The organism is Pseudoduganella sp. R-43 (genome assembly GCF_049913255.1).
Classification (GTDB): domain Bacteria; phylum Pseudomonadota; class Gammaproteobacteria; order Burkholderiales; family Burkholderiaceae_D; genus Rugamonas.
In genome coordinates this window covers 2,817,942-2,834,881 of the sequence record NZ_CP183988.1, presented here as the reverse complement: position 1 = coordinate 2,834,881, position 16,940 = coordinate 2,817,942, and the positions used below count along the sequence as shown (strand labels likewise).

At 62.5% G+C, this 16,940-nt stretch carries 14 protein-coding genes; 10 read left to right on the top strand and 4 right to left on the bottom strand.

The genetic code is table 11. From position 1 onward, the window contains the following. Positions 1–37 precede the first annotated feature (37 nt). The 5 genes from ACN9M3_RS13030 to ACN9M3_RS13010 all read left to right on the top strand — a co-directional run bounded on the left by ACN9M3_RS13030 (position 38) and on the right by ACN9M3_RS13010 (position 5,550). The gene (locus ACN9M3_RS13030) at positions 38–460 is read left to right on the top strand and encodes a MarR family winged helix-turn-helix transcriptional regulator (RefSeq protein ID WP_426322932.1); all 423 of its coding nucleotides are present in this window, start codon (positions 38–40) and stop codon (positions 458–460) included. Positions 461–462: 2 nt separating this feature from the next. Beyond that, a complete protein-coding gene (locus tag ACN9M3_RS13025; protein WP_426322930.1) occupies positions 463–1,716 on the top strand; it encodes an MFS transporter in 1,254 nt (417 codons plus the stop codon). A gap of 10 nt (positions 1,717–1,726) precedes the next feature. Further along, complete coding sequence (locus ACN9M3_RS13020; RefSeq protein WP_426171276.1) at positions 1,727–2,689, top strand: LysR substrate-binding domain-containing protein; 963 nt, start codon at positions 1,727–1,729, stop codon at positions 2,687–2,689. A 238-nt stretch (positions 2,690–2,927) separates the two neighbouring features. Continuing rightward, positions 2,928–4,211: a Glu/Leu/Phe/Val family dehydrogenase gene (locus ACN9M3_RS13015; protein WP_426322928.1), complete on the top strand. Its 1,284-nt coding sequence runs from the start codon at positions 2,928–2,930 to the stop codon at positions 4,209–4,211. 106 nt (positions 4,212–4,317) lie between these two features. After that, positions 4,318–5,550 carry a malic enzyme-like NAD(P)-binding protein gene (locus tag ACN9M3_RS13010; RefSeq protein ID WP_426171274.1) on the top strand — a complete coding sequence of 411 codons (1,233 nt, stop codon included), beginning with the start codon at positions 4,318–4,320 and terminating at the stop codon, positions 5,548–5,550. 84 nt (positions 5,551–5,634) lie between these two features. Here the strand turns inward: ACN9M3_RS13010 and ACN9M3_RS13005 are convergent, their stop codons facing one another. Next, positions 5,635–7,461 carry a DUF885 domain-containing protein gene (locus tag ACN9M3_RS13005; protein WP_426322926.1) on the bottom strand — a complete coding sequence of 609 codons (1,827 nt, stop codon included), beginning with the start codon at positions 7,459–7,461 and terminating at the stop codon, positions 5,635–5,637. A gap of 76 nt (positions 7,462–7,537) precedes the next feature. Here ACN9M3_RS13005 and ACN9M3_RS13000 point away from each other — a divergent pair, with 76 nt between their 5' ends. Next, positions 7,538–9,601: a prolyl oligopeptidase family serine peptidase gene (locus ACN9M3_RS13000; RefSeq protein ID WP_426322924.1), complete on the top strand. Its 2,064-nt coding sequence runs from the start codon at positions 7,538–7,540 to the stop codon at positions 9,599–9,601. Positions 9,602–9,666: 65 nt separating this feature from the next. Here ACN9M3_RS13000 and senA read toward each other — a convergent pair whose 3' ends face one another. After that, positions 9,667–10,869, bottom strand: a complete 1,203-nt coding sequence (senA, locus tag ACN9M3_RS12995) for a selenoneine synthase SenA (RefSeq protein ID WP_426322922.1) — start codon at positions 10,867–10,869, stop codon at positions 9,667–9,669. A 36-nt stretch (positions 10,870–10,905) separates the two neighbouring features. On the opposite strand from senA, the gene senB reads away from it, so the two are divergent. The 3 genes from senB to ACN9M3_RS12980 all read left to right on the top strand — a co-directional run bounded on the left by senB (position 10,906) and on the right by ACN9M3_RS12980 (position 13,819). After that, complete coding sequence (gene senB / locus ACN9M3_RS12990; RefSeq protein WP_426171268.1) at positions 10,906–11,877, top strand: selenoneine biosynthesis selenosugar synthase SenB; 972 nt, start codon at positions 10,906–10,908, stop codon at positions 11,875–11,877. Positions 11,878–11,888: 11 nt separating this feature from the next. Beyond that, positions 11,889–12,938, top strand: coding sequence for a selenide, water dikinase SelD (selD, locus tag ACN9M3_RS12985; protein WP_426322920.1), 1,050 nt, complete (start codon positions 11,889–11,891; stop codon positions 12,936–12,938). Positions 12,939–13,150: 212 nt separating this feature from the next. After that, a complete protein-coding gene (locus ACN9M3_RS12980; protein ID WP_426322918.1) occupies positions 13,151–13,819 on the top strand; it encodes a flagellar brake protein in 669 nt (222 codons plus the stop codon). Here ACN9M3_RS12980 and ACN9M3_RS12975 read toward each other — a convergent pair. Together ACN9M3_RS12975 and ACN9M3_RS12970 are read right to left on the bottom strand one after the other, a co-directional pair. Further along, complete coding sequence (locus tag ACN9M3_RS12975) at positions 13,797–14,435, bottom strand: hypothetical protein (RefSeq protein WP_426322916.1); 639 nt, start codon at positions 14,433–14,435, stop codon at positions 13,797–13,799. The genes ACN9M3_RS12980 and ACN9M3_RS12975 overlap by 23 nt on opposite strands. A 29-nt stretch (positions 14,436–14,464) precedes the next feature. Further along, positions 14,465–14,914, bottom strand: a complete 450-nt coding sequence (locus ACN9M3_RS12970; RefSeq protein ID WP_426171262.1) for an Lrp/AsnC family transcriptional regulator — start codon at positions 14,912–14,914, stop codon at positions 14,465–14,467. A 277-nt stretch (positions 14,915–15,191) separates the two neighbouring features. On the opposite strand from ACN9M3_RS12970, the gene leuA reads away from it, so the two are divergent. Beyond that, the gene (leuA, locus tag ACN9M3_RS12965; RefSeq protein WP_426322913.1) at positions 15,192–16,889 is read left to right on the top strand and encodes a 2-isopropylmalate synthase; all 1,698 of its coding nucleotides are present in this window, start codon (positions 15,192–15,194) and stop codon (positions 16,887–16,889) included. Positions 16,890–16,940: the final 51 nt, after the last annotated feature.

Below are 16,940 nucleotides of genomic sequence, written 5' to 3'. Positions count from 1 at the left end.
TATACTTGATTACTCAAGCACTTTTCAATGAATAGTCATGGATAACGCACTCGAATTCTGCCTGCGCCTTGCGCGCGCCCACGCCACCATTATCCGCCGCCTCGACACCGTGCTGGGCGGCCACCACGGCCTGAGCTTCAGCGACTTCATGCTGCTGCAAAGCCTGGCCAACGCACCAGGCGGCCGCCTGCGCCGCGTCGACCTGGCCGACCGCTTGGGACTGACCGCATCAGGGGTCACCCGTACCCTGCTGCCGCTGGAAAAGACCGGCTGGGTGGCACGCCAGGCTGACGAACGTGATGCGCGCGTCGGCTATGCCGTCATCACTGCGCCCGGCCACGCACTGCTGGATAACGCCCAGCGCACCGCCGCCGAATACGCTGCGGACCTGCTGCGCCATTCAAAGGATGAAGAATTGGCGCCGCTGAACGCCGTCCTCGCCAACTTGATCGGCCCCTGATAATGACACCCACCCTTAAAAACAATGCCAATTTCCGCTGGCTGCTCAGCGGCGGCATCCTGTCCATGCTAGGCGACCAGTTCACCCTGATCGCCCTGCCCTGGCTCGTGCTTAAACTGACCGGCGATCCGCTGTCGCTCGGACTGGTACTCGCCCTGCTGGGCACACCACGCGCCATCTTCATCCTGATTGGCGGCGCCGTGGTGGACCGCCATTCGCCCCAGCGCGTACTGATGCTGACCAAGCACGCCAGCGCGCTGCTGGTAGGCGCATTGGCTGTGCTGACGTTGGCCGGCGCAGCTACGCTGCCGCTGGTGTATGCGCTCTCGCTAGGCATCGGGCTGGCGCAGGCGTTTGCTTATCCATCCGGCAGTTCGATCATGCCGCGCGCCATTCCTCCGGACCTGCTGCAGGCAGCGAACGGCGCCATCATGGGCGTGCGCCAGGTCGGCATGCTTGCGGGTCCTTTGCTGGCCGCTTTGCTGCTGGCGATCGGCGACGCCGGCGGCTCCGATGGCGGCATGCGCGCACTGGGCATGGCCTTCGCGTTCGACAGCCTGAGCTTCGTGGTCTCCGCGTGGACCCTGTCGCGCGTGGTGCCGCTGCCAGGCGGCGCACCTGCGGTGCCGCAAAACGTGCTGCATGCTGTCGGCGAAGGCCTGCTGGCAGTATGGCGCGACGTGGAGATGCGCACCTGCTTCGCCTATTGGGGCCTGGTATCGGTACTGATCGGCGGCACCATGCAGGTGGCCTTGCCGGTGCTGGCCAAGGAGCGCCTGCACGACGGCTCGGCCTTTGGCATGCTGATGGCAGCCCATGGCGCAGGCATGCTGGCGGGCATGGCCTTCTCCGGCATGACGGCCAAGTACAATGCCGGCAAGCCGGTGCGCATTGGCCTGCTCGCCTTGTCGGTCGATGCGATGGCCGGCCTGCTGATCATGCCGCTCGGCCTGATTACCACGGCGTGGCAAGGCGGCTTGCTGCTGCTCTCGCTTGGCGCGCTGGTCGGGCTGGTGCAGGTGGCCGTGTTCACCTGGATCCAGAAGCGTGTGCCGCCGCAGATGATGGGACGTGTGATGAGCATCTTCATGTTCATCATGTTCGGCCTGGCGCCGCTGTCATCCGCCGCAACCGGCTGGATCATGCAGAGCGCGACCTTGCCGCAGATGTTCTTTGGAGGTGGCGTCATCCTGGTGGTATGCGCTACGCTTGCGCTGCTGTTCACGCCAATGCGCCGCATCGCAACCGCTGCTTAGGATCTCGTTCATGGAAACAAAATGGCTGGAAGACTTTATCTCCCTGGTTGAAACGAATAGCTTCAGCCGCTCCGCACAACTGCGCCACGTCACGCAGCCTGCGTTCTCGCGGCGCATCCAGTCACTGGAAAACTGGCTGGGCATGGACCTGATCGACCGCACCTCCTACCCGACGCGCGTGACGCCGGCGGGGCTGGTGTTCTACGAACAGGCGCTGGAAATGCTCAGCCAGATCAACGGCGTGCGCGAGCTGTTGCGCGGCAAGCGGGCGGCGACGCAGAACAGCATCGATCTCGCCGTGCCGCACACGCTGTCGCTGACCTTCATCCCGAAATGGATCGCGCAGCTTGAGGAGGAATTCGCGCCGATCAATTCGCGCCTGATGGCGCTGAACGTGCACGATGCGGTGCTGCAGCTGGTGGAAGGCGGCTGCGACCTGCTGCTTTGCTACCACCATCCGCGCCAGCCGGTGCAGCTTGATCCGGGGCGCTACGACATGCTGGTGCTGGGGCGCGAGGCTTTGCGTGCCTATGCGCGTTGCGACAAGGCCAGGCAGCCGGAGTTCGTGCTGCCGGGGCGGAAGACGTCGCCCCTGCCCTTCCTTTCCTACACGACCAATGCCTACCTGGGTCGCATGGTCGACCTGATCATGTCCGATGCCAAGCAGGCTTTGCACCTTGAGACCCATTACGAGACCGATATGGCGGAAGGGTTGAAGATGATGGCATTGGAGGGGCGCGGGATCGCGTTCCTGCCCGAATCGGCGGTGACGCGCGAGGTGAAACAGAAGCTGCTGGCACCGGCCGATGGCGGGCGGGCGGAGTGGGAAATCGAGATGGAGATTCGGCTCTATCGCGAGCGGCCCAGCACGGCGCGGCCTGGGAAGGCCGTGGTGGCGCGGCTTTGGGAGCATTTGGCGGAAAAACAAAAGCCGGCTTCGGCGAAGCGGCGCGTGCCGGCTTCGGACCGATAGAACCGGTAAACCAGTGTCCGACCCACAGGGTCTGACACTAGCCTGCAGCGGCCGCGTATCAGTGTCTGACCCCGCGGGTCAGACACTGGGGCACGGGTTTGTAGTTTGCCTACCAAGCGATACCAAAAAGACAGGTTATGCAAATTTTGCATAACCGGATGCGCACTCGGCATTGGCCTCGGCAATTGCACAGGAATAAGATTCGCCGCGTTACCGAACAACCTGAGCGAGTCACACAATGACCAACCACGCCTTGCCGTCTTACCTCAACGCTGAAGATCTCGGTCCTTGGGGCCAGTACCTGAAACAAATTGATCGCGTCACCCCTCACCTGGGCGGCCTGTCCCGCTGGGTTGAAACCCTGAAGCGCCCTAAGCGCATCCTCGTTGTCGACGTTCCGATCGAACGTGACGACGGCTCGATCGCCCACTACGAAGGCTATCGCGTTCAACACAATATGTCTCGCGGCCCAGGCAAGGGCGGCGTGCGCTTCCACCAGGATGTCACCCTGTCGGAAGTGATGGCCCTTTCGGCATGGATGACGGTGAAAAACGCCGCCGTCAACGTGCCATACGGTGGCGCAAAAGGTGGTATCCGTGTCGATCCAAAGACCCTGTCCAAAGGTGAACTGCAGCGCCTGACCCGCCGCTACACCAGCGAGATCAGCCTGATCATCGGCCCGACCAAGGATATCCCTGCACCAGACGTCAACACCAACGAACAGGTGATGGCATGGATGATGGACTCCTACGCCATGATCGAAGGTAACCTGTCGACCGGCGTTGTCACCGGCAAGCCAATTTCGATGGGCGGCTCGCTGGGCCGTCGCGAAGCAACCGGCCGCGGCGTGTTCGTGACCGGCCGTGAAGCGGCTGCACAGCGCGGCGTAGCAATCCAGGGCGCACGCATTGCAATCCAGGGCTTCGGCAACGTGGGCGGCATCGCTGCCAACATGTTCGCTGAAGCGGGTTCCAAGATCATCGCCGTGCAGGATCACACCGGCACCGTGGTGCACCAGGGCGGCCTGAACGTGGCTGAACTGCACAAGCACGTAGCCGAAACCGGCGGCGTGGCCGGCTTCCCAGGCGCAGAAGCGACCCAGGACCGCGATTCCTTCTGGGGCATCGAGTCCGACATCCTGGTACCGGCAGCGCTGGAACAGCAGATCACCGCCAAGAACGCAGGCCAGATCCGCACCAAGATCATCCTGGAAGGCGCCAACGGCCCAACCACTCCTGAAGCGGACGACATCCTGAACGACAAAGACATCCTGATCGTTCCGGACGTGCTGTGTAACGCCGGCGGCGTGACCGTGTCCTACTTCGAATGGGTGCAGGACTTCTCCTCCTTCTTCTGGAGCGAGGAAGAAATCAATGCACGCCTGACCCGCATCATGCAGGACGCGTTCAACTCCGTGTGGGAAGTCTCGCAAGAGAAGAAGGTATCGCTGCGCACCGCAACCTTCATCCTGGCATGCACCCGCGTGCTGGCTGCCCGCGAAGTACGTGGCCTGTATCCATAATCAAATACTGAGCCGGGCGCCCGCGTAGCGCCCTGCAAAGCACGCCCGCACAGGCTAAACTGGCCTGTAGCGGGCGTTTTTCGCAGAACTAAAGGAGAAGCACAGAATGAGCAGTCTTGAACAAAAGGCACTGGAATACCATAAAGCCGGCACGCCCGGCAAAGTGGCCATTGCAGTGACCAAGAGCGTTGGCAGCCAGGACGACCTGGCCCTGGCCTACTCGCCGGGCGTAGCGGCGCCTTGCGTGGAAATCGCGCGTGACCCGGCACTGGCCTACGAATACACGGCCAAGGGCAACCTGGTGGCAGTCATCACCAATGGCACCGCGGTGCTGGGCCTGGGCAATATCGGCGCACTGGCCGGCAAGCCGGTCATGGAAGGCAAGTCCATCCTGTTCAAGAAATTCGCCGGCATCGATTCCTTTGACATCGAACTGGACGAAACCAATCCGGACAAGCTGGTCGACATCATCGCCGCCATGCACCCTACTTTCGGCGGCATCAACCTGGAAGACATCAAGGCGCCGGAGTGCTTCTACATTGAACGCAAGCTGCGCGAACGCCTGTCGATCCCGGTATTCCACGACGACCAGCACGGCACCGCGATTGTGGTCGGCGCCGGCATGCTGAACGCCGTTGAAATGACTGGCCGCGACATCGCCGACGTGAAGATCGTCTGCTCCGGCGCCGGCGCCGCAGCCATCGCCTGCCTGGAACTGCTGGTGGACATCGGCGCGCGCCGCGAGAACATCTTCGTGTGCGACTCCAAAGGCGTGCTGACCAAGGCCCGCAACCTGACCGGCGAAAAAGCCGACTGGGCGCAGGACACCACTGCCACCACATTGTCCGACGTGATGGAAGGCGCCGACGTATTCCTCGGCGTATCCGGCCCTGGCGTGCTGTCGCAAGCCGACGTCCAGCGCATGAAGAAGCAGCCGATCGTGTTCACCCTGGCCAATCCCGAGCCTGAACTGCGCCCTGAACTGGTACGCGAAGTGGCGCCGGATGCGATCATCGCCACAGGCCGCTCCGACTACCCGAACCAGATCAACAACGCACTGTGCTTCCCATACCTGTTCCGCGCCGCGCTGGACACCGGCGCCACCACGATCAACCAGGAAATGAAGCGCGCCTGCGTAACCGCCCTGGCCGGCTTGGCGCATAGCGACGCCCGCTTCGGCAAGGACTACGTGGTCCCCGGCCTGCTGGACGACCGCCTGCTGCCAACCGTCACCCCGAAAATCGCGCAAGCAGCAATGCGCAGCGGCGTAGCCCGTAAAGAGCTGGACATGACCGCCTACTTCGAGCGCCTGGAAGCGCTCGGCAAGCAGCTCCTGTAATTAAAGTCGGGGTCAGGTCTGGCAATCCGCCACATTTTTCGCATGGCGAAAAATGTGGCGGATTGCCAGACCTGACCCCGACTTTCATTTGCGCAGGGCGATCCAGTCGTCCACCACACGCTCCAGCACGGTCATCGGCAATGCGCCGTGGCCCAGGACTTCGTTGTGGAATTCCTTGAGGTCGAATTTGTCGCCCAATTCGGCGCGCGCCTTCTCGCGCAAGCCTAGGATCGACAGCATGCCAACTTTGTATGCCAGCGCCTGGCCCGGCGAGACGATGTAGCGCTCCACTTCCGCCGTCGCTTCCTGTTCGCCCATGCCGGTGTTGTCCATCATGTAGTCGATGGCCTCTTCGCGCGACCAGCGTTTGTAATGGATGCCGGTATCGACCACCAGTCTTGCGGCGCGCATCATGTCGTCGCGCAGGCGGCCTAATTGGTCGACCGGATCGGGCGTCAGGCCCATTTCAGACGCCAACCGTTCCGCGTACAACCCCCAGCCTTCCTGGTATGCAGAAAAACCGATCACCCGGCGGAAAAACGGCACACCCTTCATCTCCTGCGCCAGCGATATCTGGAAATGATGGCCCGGCATGACTTCGTGGAATACCGTGCTGCGCATGCCGTACTTCGGCGTGTCTTTCAGTGAGCGCATGTTTGCATAGAACACGCCAGGACGCGAGCCATCCATCGCTCCCGGCATGTAATAGGCGGTCGGCGCGGTGGCGGCCGATTCGGCAGGCGCCGGACGCACTTCGATCGCAGCCTTGGGGTGCTTGAGGAAGGCCCCGGTCAACTTTTCATCGGCTTCTTTCATGATGGCGCGGTAGTCGGCCAGCATTTCCTTGCGGCCTTCCTCAGTGTCTGGGTAACGGTATTTCGGATCGCGCTGCAGTTGCTGCATCCGCTCGCCAATACTCCCATCTTCCAACCCGATCTGGCGCAGCAGGCGGTCCATGATGCCGGTGAGGCGATCGACATCGGCCAGTCCCAGGTCGTGCACGCGCTGCGGCGTCAGGTTGGTCGAGGTGTGATAGCGCACGCACCAGGCGTAGTATTCATCGCCGTTTGGCAGCGACCAGGCGCCGTCGTTGGAACGAACGCGCCCCTGCAATTCGACGAAGTGGCGGATCAGTTCAGCATAAGCCGGATAGACGCTTTTCTGGATTGCGTCGCCCACGCCTTGCAATAATTCGCTGCGCACCTTCTCACTCATGCCGGACAGCGGGATCGCATCCAGCTTGGCTTTGAAGGTGGTGTACAGCATGTTCTCGCGCGCCGGGCGTCCCGCGAAGCCGTGCATCTGCAGCAGCACTTTCTCGACGAGGAATTGCGGCGGCAAGATGCCGGCAGCTTCCTGCGCACGCAGGCTCTCGATCAACTGCTCGAACTTGAGCGGGAACTTCTGCAGGCGGGCGATATAGCTCTCGGCCTCGCTGCGGGAGCTCACGCTGTGCACGTCGGCCATGAATTCAGGTAGCGCGCTTTGCAGGCCGTGCACCTGATTGACAGGGAATTCATGAAGCTGGAAGCGCTCGCCTTCCGTCACGGTGTTCAGGTAATAGTGCAGCGTATCGTAGGACAGTTGGGCCTCGCGCCCCAGCTCATTGCGGTCGTAGCGCTCCAGCATGGCCAGGTTACCTTTCATGTCCTGGTAAAACTCATGCCGGCGCCGGGGCGATTCGTCGTCCAGCCGCGAGCTGGAAAAATCCAGCCAGCCCGGCAGCACGTGAAGCCGCGACATCATCTCCGGGCTTTTCAGCGCGGCCGCTGCAAAACCGCGCATGTAAAACCATTCGAGCTTGAGCGGTTTCGAATACCACGTTTGCGTCAACAGCACGGCGCCGGCGCACAAAACAGCCGTCGCGCCGGTCAATCCCCAGACCGCGATTTTCTTAGTGTTGATCTCCATGCGCGAAATATTACAGTATCATGCCCGCTTGGCCAGCCACCCGCTGGCAGATTTGATAACAGACCGGAGATCCCGAATGACCTTACGCCTGCTGGTACTGGGCGCCGCCATCGCAGCGGCAACCAATGCCGTTGCCGCCCCGCGCGGCCTGACCATCGAAGACCTGGCGAGCATGGACCGTGTTGGCAGCCCTGTGCTGTCGCCGGACGCAAGCCGCGTGGTGTATACCGTCCGCGCCACCAATATGGAAAAGAACCGCGGCATCACGCAACTGTGGATGATCGACCTGAAGGCCGCCAAGCCGGCCCCGGTCCAACTGACCCAGCACGATGCCAGCAGCAGCCAGCCGCAATGGTCCCCTTCGGGCGACGCGCTCTATTTCGTGAGCGGCCGTTCGGGCTCCGCGCAAGTGTGGCGCCTGCCAATGAACGCCGGCGGTGAAGCTGTGCGCGTCACCGATTACCCGCTGGGCGTGGAGAGCTTCCGCCTGTCGCCAAAAGGTGACCGCCTGGCCATGGCCTTCGAAGTGTTCCGCGATTGCGCCGACCTGGCCTGCACCAAAAAGCGCCTGGACGACAAGTCCAGGAACAAGGCCACCGGCATGCTGTACAGCGAAATGTTCGTGCGCCACTGGGATACCTGGGCCGACGGCCGCCGCAATGTGCTGTACTCGGCACCGATCGACGCCGGCGGCAAGGCTGGTGCACCGGTCAGCCTGAGCGGCGCGCTGGACGGCGACGTCCATTCCAAGCCTTTCGGCGACAACGCCGACTACCAGTTCTCGCCGGACGGCCAGAAGGTCGTGTTCTCGGCACGCGTGGCCGGCAAGGCCGAATCCTGGTCCACCAACTTCGACCTGTACGAAGTTCCTGCGGCCGGCGGCACTGCCCCGCGCAACCTGACTGGCGAAAACCCGGCATGGGACGCCAAACCATCCTTCTCCCCGGACGGCAAGACCCTCGCGTACCTGATGATGAAGCGCCCAAACTTTGAAGCCGACCGCTTCCATATGGTGCTGATGGATGTCGCCACCGGCAAGAAGCGCGTGCTGGCCCAGGAATGGGATCGTTCCATCGCCGACTACAAATGGCGCCCTGACGGCAAGGCCCTGCTGGCCAATGCCGACGATATCGGCAACCACCGCCTGTTCTCGCTGGACGTCGCCTCGGGCAAGGTCACCGCGCTGACCGGCAAAGGCTACGCCGGCGAGTTCGACGTGCAGAAAGACACCGTGATCTCCGCGCAAGCCTCGCTGGGCGGCGGCGCACAACTGGTCAAGCTGAAGGCCGATGGCGCCGAGCAGAAAGGCACGCAGCTGACCTGGGCCAATGCCGAACGCCTGAAAGACGTGAAGATGGCGGAGTACGAACAGTTCTCCTTCAAGGGCGCAAACGGCGAGACCGTGTACGGCCACGTGATGAAGCCATGGAACTACGAGCCGGGCAAGAAATATCCGGTCGCCTTCCTGGTGCACGGCGGCCCGCAGGGCAGCTTCGGCAATAGCTGGAGCTACCGCTGGAATCCGCAGGTGTATGCCGGCGCAGGCTACGCCTCGGTGTTCATCGACTTCCACGGTTCGACCGGCTACGGCCAGGGCTTCACCGATTCGATCAGCGGCGACTGGGGCGGCAAGCCGCTGGAAGACCTGCAGAAAGGCCTGGCGGCAGCCGTGGCAAAGTATGACTTCCTGGACGGCCAGAACGCCTGCGCACTGGGCGCTTCGTACGGCGGCTTCATGATGAACTGGATCGAAGGTAACTGGAGCGACGGCTTCAAGTGCATCGTCAACCACGACGGCGTGTTCGACCAGCGCGGCATGGCCTACTCCACCGAAGAACTGTGGTTCACTGAATGGGACAATGGCGGTACCTACTACGCCAACCCGAACGGCTACGAAAAGTTCAACCCGGTTCACCACGTGGCCAAGTGGAAGACCCCGATGCTGGTGGTACAGGGCGACCTGGACTTCCGCATCCCGACCGCGCAGGCACTGGGCACCTTCACGGCGCTGCAGCGCCAGGGCATCGAGTCCAAGCTGCTGGTGTTCCCGGACGAAAACCACTGGGTCCTGAAGCCCGCCAACTCGATCCTGTGGCACCACACCGTGATCGGCTGGCTGGATGACCACCTGAAGAAGTAACAATTAAATGGGGACGTACCCGTTCAAAGGGTACGTCCCCATTTTAATTGCCGACCCCGACTTTCTTATTCAAATGCGCAAGTGCGGAAGCCGTTGAAGATGTCGTCCCGTTCCGGCAGGTAGAAGTTGCGGAACTTGGCGGAGCCAAGCCGGGATGGCGTGGCGAACGATGCGCCGCGCAGTACCTGGTGGGTACTGAACCACGGAGCCGAATATTCGCGGTAGCGGTCTGCCACAAAACCGGGATACGGTTCGAACGGCGATGCCGTCCATTCCCACAACTGGCCCCAGCGGAAAGCAGGATGGCCGTGCAAGGCCGCGTACTCCCACTCCATCTCGGTCGGCAGGCGGCGATTGGCCCAGGCGCAATAGGCCTGCGCTTCGTACAGGGACACGTGCCGCACAGGCTCGTGCGCGGCCAGCGTCGTGAGCCGGCCGAAACGCATCGTGCGCCACTGGCCGTTGTCGCGGCGCCAGTAGCGCGGCGCCGAGCGCTCCTGCCGCAGCAGCCAGTCGGCGCCCGAATTGCTCCAGAACTCGCGTCGTTCGTAGCCGCCATCTTCCACGAAGTCGGCATACTGGGCGTTGGTGACCAGCGTGGCATCCATCCGGAATGGCGCCACGTAGCAGGGATGCGCAAACTTTTCGTTGTCGAAGATGAAGCCGCCCGTCTCCGGCGCGCTTCCCAGTTGCAGCGTGCCGCCTGGGAAAGCAATATCGCCGGGAGCGCCGGATGCACGTTCGTCGTGGGTCAGGTGCGCCGGCGCCTGCAAGCCCAGCGTCTGCAAGGTGTAGAGGAAGGCCTCGCCATGCATGTCTTCGTGGGCCAGCGCCAGCCGGTATGGGTACAGCGCTTCGTCCGTGTTCGGTTCGCGCGACAGCTTGTCCAGGACGCGGTCCAGGACCTCGTGGCAGTAGGTCTTCACGCCGCCCGTGCTGGGCAGGTCAAGGCTCCAGCGGCTGCGGTGCGGCACCATGTTGGAATCGAACCAGTCATCGCCCTTGCGCAGCAAGGACATGTACAAAGCGTCGGCCGGATGGCTGGAAATCGCTTCGCGCAAGACGAACCATTCGGCGAACCAGGCGGTATGGCCCAGTTCCCACAACGGCGGATTGACGATGCGCATCTGCGGCACGCGCATCGATACATCCATGCCGGTGGCGGCAAAGCATTCGAAAAGGCTCAGCGTATAATTGCGCGCAGCCTGCAAGGCATCGGCAAGTTGCTGTGTTCGGGCGGCGCGGAACGAGGCATGGATGGCATTCATGGGTCGATTGTAGCGATATTTGAGCGAATTACACCAGTGAGCAAGCAGACAATCTGCATCGTCAGCCCGGCGCTGGCACAGGCCAACAACGGCAACTGGCAAACAGCGCGCCGCTGGGCGCAATTCCTGCGCCCGCGCTACCAGGCCGACATCGCTTCCGATTGGCCTGCCGAGGCCGCGCCGGACCTGCTGATCGCCCTTCATGCGCGCCGCTCGGCGGCGCCGCTGGCGCATTTTTGCGCAGCGCATCCCGAGCGTCCAACGGTCCTGGTATTGACCGGCACCGACCTGTATCGCGACATCCGCGTCGACGCCGACGCGCAAGCTTCGCTGCAGCGCGCCAGCGCGCTGGTCCTGCTGCAGCCGGCCGGCCTGGACGAGCTGCCGCCGCACCTGCGCGCCAAGGCCCGCGTCATCTATCAATCCGCGCCCTCGCTCCAGCCGGCCGCCCGTGCCGCGGCGCCGCATCACCACGACATCCTGATGGTCGGCCACCTGCGCGAGGAAAAAGACCCGCGCACGTTCATGCTGGCCGCCTCGCACGTCACCGCCCGCAGCGCGCGCCTGGTGCATATCGGCGGCGTGCTTGATCCCGCGCTAGGCGAGGCTGCCACCGCAGCCAATGCGGCCTGGCCAGGACGCTACCATTGGCTTGGTCCCCTGCCCCATGCCGAAACGCGCCAGCGGCTCAAAGCTGCCCACGCCATGGCCATCTGCTCGCGCATGGAGGGGGGCGCCAACGTCATCATCGAAGCGGTCACCAGCGGCGTGCCCGTGCTGGCCAGCGATATCAGCGGCAACCGCGGCATGCTGGGCGACGACTACCTCGGCTACTTCCCGCTGGGCGACGCGCGAGCGCTGGCAGCCCTGGTTGACAAAAGCATCGACGACGCCGGCTGGTACGCCAGGCTGCAAGAGCAATGCGCCCGCCGCGCCAGGCTTTTCACTCCCGAAGCCGAGCAGGCAGCCCTGCTCGACTTGGTGGATAATCTGCTCCATACGAACTGAAAGACCCCATCATGAGCACTGAACCAATCAAACTCACCTCCTTCTCCCACGGCGGCGGCTGCGGCTGCAAGATCGCGCCCGGCGTGCTGTCCGAGATCCTGAAGAACACCAACGGCTTCCCAGTGCCGAAGGAACTGATGGTCGGCATCGAAACGGCCGACGACGCTGCCGTCTACAAACTGAACGACGAGCAGGCCCTGATCGCCACCACCGACTTCTTCATGCCGATCGTCGACGATCCGTTCGACTTCGGCCGCATCGCCGCTACCAACGCCATCTCCGACGTCTACGCCATGGGTGGCACTCCGATCATGGCGCTAGCCCTGGTCGGCATGCCTGTCAACAAACTGCCGATCGAGGTGATCGGCAAGATCATCAAGGGCGGCGAATCGATCTGCAACGAAGCCGGCATCCCGATTGCCGGCGGCCATACCATCGATTCCGTGGAGCCGATCTACGGCCTAGTGGTCCTGGGCCTGGTGCATCCATCCAAAGTGAAACGCAATGCGGATGCCAAGGCCGGCGACGTGCTGGTGCTGGGCAAGCCGCTGGGCGTGGGCGTGCTGTCCGCAGCGCTGAAAAAAGGCGTCCTCGGCGATGAAGGCTACCAGGCCATGATCGACAACACCACCAAGTTGAACAAGCCGGGCAAGGCCTTGTCCGAACTGCCGGGCGTGCATGCGTTGACCGACGTCACCGGATTTGGCCTGCTTGGCCACCTGCTGGAACTGGCGCGAGGCGCCAAGCTGACCGCCAAGCTGAATATGTCGCAAATACCGCTGCTGCCAGGGGTTGAGAAGCTGGCGCACGACGGTTTCTTCACCGGCGCTTCGGGCCGCAACTGGGATGCTTACGGCAAGGACGTGCTGCTGTCGCCGAACATCACCCAGCCGCAGCATACCCTGCTGACCGACCCGCAGACTTCCGGCGGCCTGCTGGTCTCCTGCGATCCGGCGAGCGTCGACGAAGTACTGGCCCTGTTCCGCAGCCACGGCTTCGAGCATGCCGCCGTCATCGGCGAAATGGCCGCCGGCGAAGCGCGCGTGCAAGTCGCAGCCTGATAACGCTTCGAATGACAGGATGGTTCAAGGCTCTTTTCAGGGATTCAAAAGAGGTTGCTATTTGGCAATTCGCATCCTATGATGGATTCATGCCATCCTCATAAACGTGCGCTATGCAGCTCCATGAGCACCATGCCGTCCCGGTTCGCAAGGGACCACCGCGGCCACAAGACGCGCTAGCCCCCTTCCTGGCTACGGCAAGCTCGTACGAAATGACGAGCGAGGATGATATCGGCGATGCCTTGACCCTCTTGGCGGCGAGCGGCGATGCGATCTCGATGTACGCGGCCGGCAGCCGTGACGCGGTGCTGGGGCGCATCCTGTCGGTCGATCCCGAATTGCCGCATTTCGTGATGGAGTTGAATGAAGGCGGCGTCCTCCAGCCTGGCAAGGTCACTTTTGTCAGCTGGCTGCGTACCGCCAAGCTGCAATTCCGCCTGTCCAACCAGGAATGGAGTCCGGTGCCCGGCAAGCCGCATCTGATTCCAATGACATTCCCGGAGACCTGTGCGGTGCTGGACCGGCGTGCCTCCGAGCGGGTGGAAACGCCGCTGGGCGCCAACTTCATGGCGTCGTTCGTCTTGAACGGCCACACATATGAGCTGCCGATCTACGATTTTTCGCTAGGCGGCATCGGGCTGCGCTGCTCGAAGATCGAAGCGAAGGGTTTGCTCAAGGGCCGCAAGATTCCTGACGTGGTACTGGAGCTGGGGCCGGACATTGAGATTCCCACCGAGCTGGAAGTGCGCTTCACGCGAGGTTTCCGCTCCTTCCTGTTGGGCGAACAGCTTCATATAGGCTGCAAATTCATCAACATGACGCCAGAGGCCACAGCGCAACTCGTCGAGCAGTTGCCGCTTATTTCAGGAAGCGGAAAGTAGGCTCGATGTTCTTTGAATGGAGGAAGTTGACGATGTCTTCCAGCGTCGCGTCCTTCAACAGCAAACCTCCTGGCGTGGCGCTGGCCTCGGGCGCTGGCGGGGACGGCTGAAGCGCGATGCCAACAGGTCGCCGCAATTGGTCAAGCGCTTGCGCAAACGGGGCCGGGCCGATGCTCTCAAGCCCTTCCAGCAAGGCGACCTGCCCCGCTTCCGGCGGCTGCATATCGAGGCCCTCATCGCCCGCAAAGGACGCCCCCATGCCAGGGTGAATGAATGCCGCCCATTTACCGCTCGCCTGGTCCAGGTATGGCGGCAGCGCTGCCGCAGCGGATTCGGCCTCGGAACAAAGCAGCGCCGCAAACTCCTGCGCTTGCGCCTCCGTCACCGGCTTTTCCAGCGAGAGCCAGAGCCCGAAAGCGCCGGCGCCCGAAATGCTCACTGCAGGCGCCGGCAAGCCCAGCTCCGCCTGCAGTGCATTCGCCACCTGGCACAGGCGCTCCCAATGTCCTGCCTCGCCGTCGCCCGCCAGCCGCTTGAACGCAAGGGAAATGCTGCGCGTGCCACCGGCCGGTGGAGCGAGATAGAGCCGGGTCAATTCTGCATTCAGCTTTTGCATCGGAATTCCGCAATCAAACATCAGGGCCGTTATTCTGTCACAGTCAGCGGCGCGCTGACCGGAGTCTGGTGCAGGATCACGCGGCTGTAGGTATCCTGCACGCCCGCCCGGTCGCGCAAGGTGTCGATCAGGCGCAGCAAGTGGGCCTGGTCTTTGCAGGCCACACGAAGCAAGCCATCGTAATTCCCGGTCAGCAGCGCCACTTCCAGCACGCCGGGGATGGTTTTGACGATTTCCTCGAACTCGTGGGTATTGGTGCCCGACTTCAGCTTGACGTCGATATAGGCTTGCAGGTGCAGGCCGAGCGCCGCGTGGTCGAGGCGAGCCTCGAATCCGAGAATGGCGCCGTCGGCCACCAAGCGCCGCACGCGGTCCGCCACCGTGTTCGCACTGAGGCTTACGCGCTCGCCCAGATCCTTAAAACTTATCCTCGCATCATCGCGCAAAAGTCCGATTATTTCTCGATCAATCTTATCCATATCCGATTTATCCTCGCCATGACCACCATTTTATCAGCAGAAAGTGCGAAAACATCGCAAATTGCTGTTGAGATTTTTTCTTGACAAGGTCAAATCCGGTGCCTTACATTGGTCGACATGACCTCGCATTTGCACATTTCTGCACACCTGCCAGGCGCCCTACTACCAGGCGCGCTACTACTGGCACGCGCCTGATTTCCCCCTGCAGTACCCCACGTCGGCCTCCCTCGCGCCACGTCCCGGTTTCCCAAAATTTGAAAAACACAGGAGTATCACCATGATGTTGAAGAACCCTGCCGCCAAATATCGTCCATACCCAACCGTCGGCTTGAGCGACCGCACCTGGCCGAACGCCGTCATCGCCAAGCCGCCGATCTGGATGAGCACCGACCTGCGCGACGGCAACCAGGCGCTGATCGAGCCGATGAGCGTGGAAAAGAAAATCAAGTTCTTCGAGTTGTTGATCAAGGTGGGCCTGAAGGAAATCGAAGTGGGCTTCCCTTCCGCCTCGCAAACCGATTTCGATTTCGTGCGCAAGCTGATCGAGGAAAACCGCATTCCGGACGACGTCACCATCATCGTGCTGACCCAGGCGCGCGAAGAACTGATTCGCCGCACCGTTGAATCGTGCATTGGCGCCAAGCGCGCCATCGTGCACATGTATAACTCCACCGCACCGGTATTCCGCAAAGTGGTGTTCGGCGCCAGCCGCGAAGAAATCACCAAGATCGCCACGGACGGCACCAGGCTGGTGAAACAACTGCTGGCCCAGCATCCTGAAACCGACTGGACTTACGAATACACGCCCGAGTCCTTCTCCACCACCGAGCTGGATTTCGCCAAGCACATCGTCGATGCAGTCTCCGCCATCTGGCAGCCGACTCCGGACAGGAAAATGATCGTCAACTTGCCGGCCACCGTCGAATGCTCGACGCCGAACGTGTACGCCGACCAGATCGAATGGATGTCGCGCAAGCTGGAGCGCCGCGATTCCATCATCATCTCGGTACACCCGCATAACGACCGCGGCACCGGCATCGCTGCCGCTGAATTTGCCGTCATGGCCGGCGCCGAGCGCGTCGAAGGCTGCCTGTTCGGCAACGGCGAACGCACCGGCAACGTCGACCTGGTGACCCTGGCGTTGAACCTCTACACCCAGGGCGTGCATCCTGGCCTGGACTTCTCCGACATCGACTCCGTGCGCAAAGTGGTCGAGGAGTGCAACCAGCTGCCGGTACATCCGCGCCATCCATACGTGGGCGACCTGGTGTTCACCGCCTTCTCCGGTTCGCACCAGGACGCGATCAAGAAGGGCTTCGCCAAGCAACAGGAAGGCGCGCCGTGGGAGATCCCATACCTGCCGATCGACCCGCAAGACCTGGGCCGCAGCTACGACGCCGTCATCCGCGTCAACAGCCAGTCCGGCAAGGGCGGCATGGCCTACCTGCTGGAACAGGATTACGGCCTCGAATTGCCGCGCCGCCTGCAGATCGAATTCAGCCGCGCAGTGCAGAAAGTGGCCGACCAGACCGGCCTGGAAATCACCTCCGAAGGCATCTACCAGATCTTCGAAAGCGAGTACCTGGCCCAGGGCACGCCATACGCCTACGTATCGCACAAGATGGTGGAGGACAGTTCCAGCGACGAGCCGGTGCAGATCGACATCGGCCTGCTGCACAACAAGGCGTCAATGTCCCTGCAAGGCGGCGGCAACGGCCCGATCGACGCTTTCGTCGACGCGCTCGGCCTGGACGTCACGCTGATGGACTACCACGAGCACGCCATCGGCCACGGCGCCAACGCCAAGGCAGCCTGCTATGTCGAACTGCGCCTGGACGGCGGCCCTACCCTGTTCGGCGCGGGCATCGACAGCAATATCGTCACCGCCTCGTTCAAGGCCGTGCTCAGCGCCATCAACCGCCAGATCGCGCTGAAGGCCGAGGCCTCGGCTAGCATCGCACAAGCCGAAGCTTAAGCGCTTTTTCATTCGGGGACGGCTTGCGCGCCGCCCCCGAATTTATCTCCT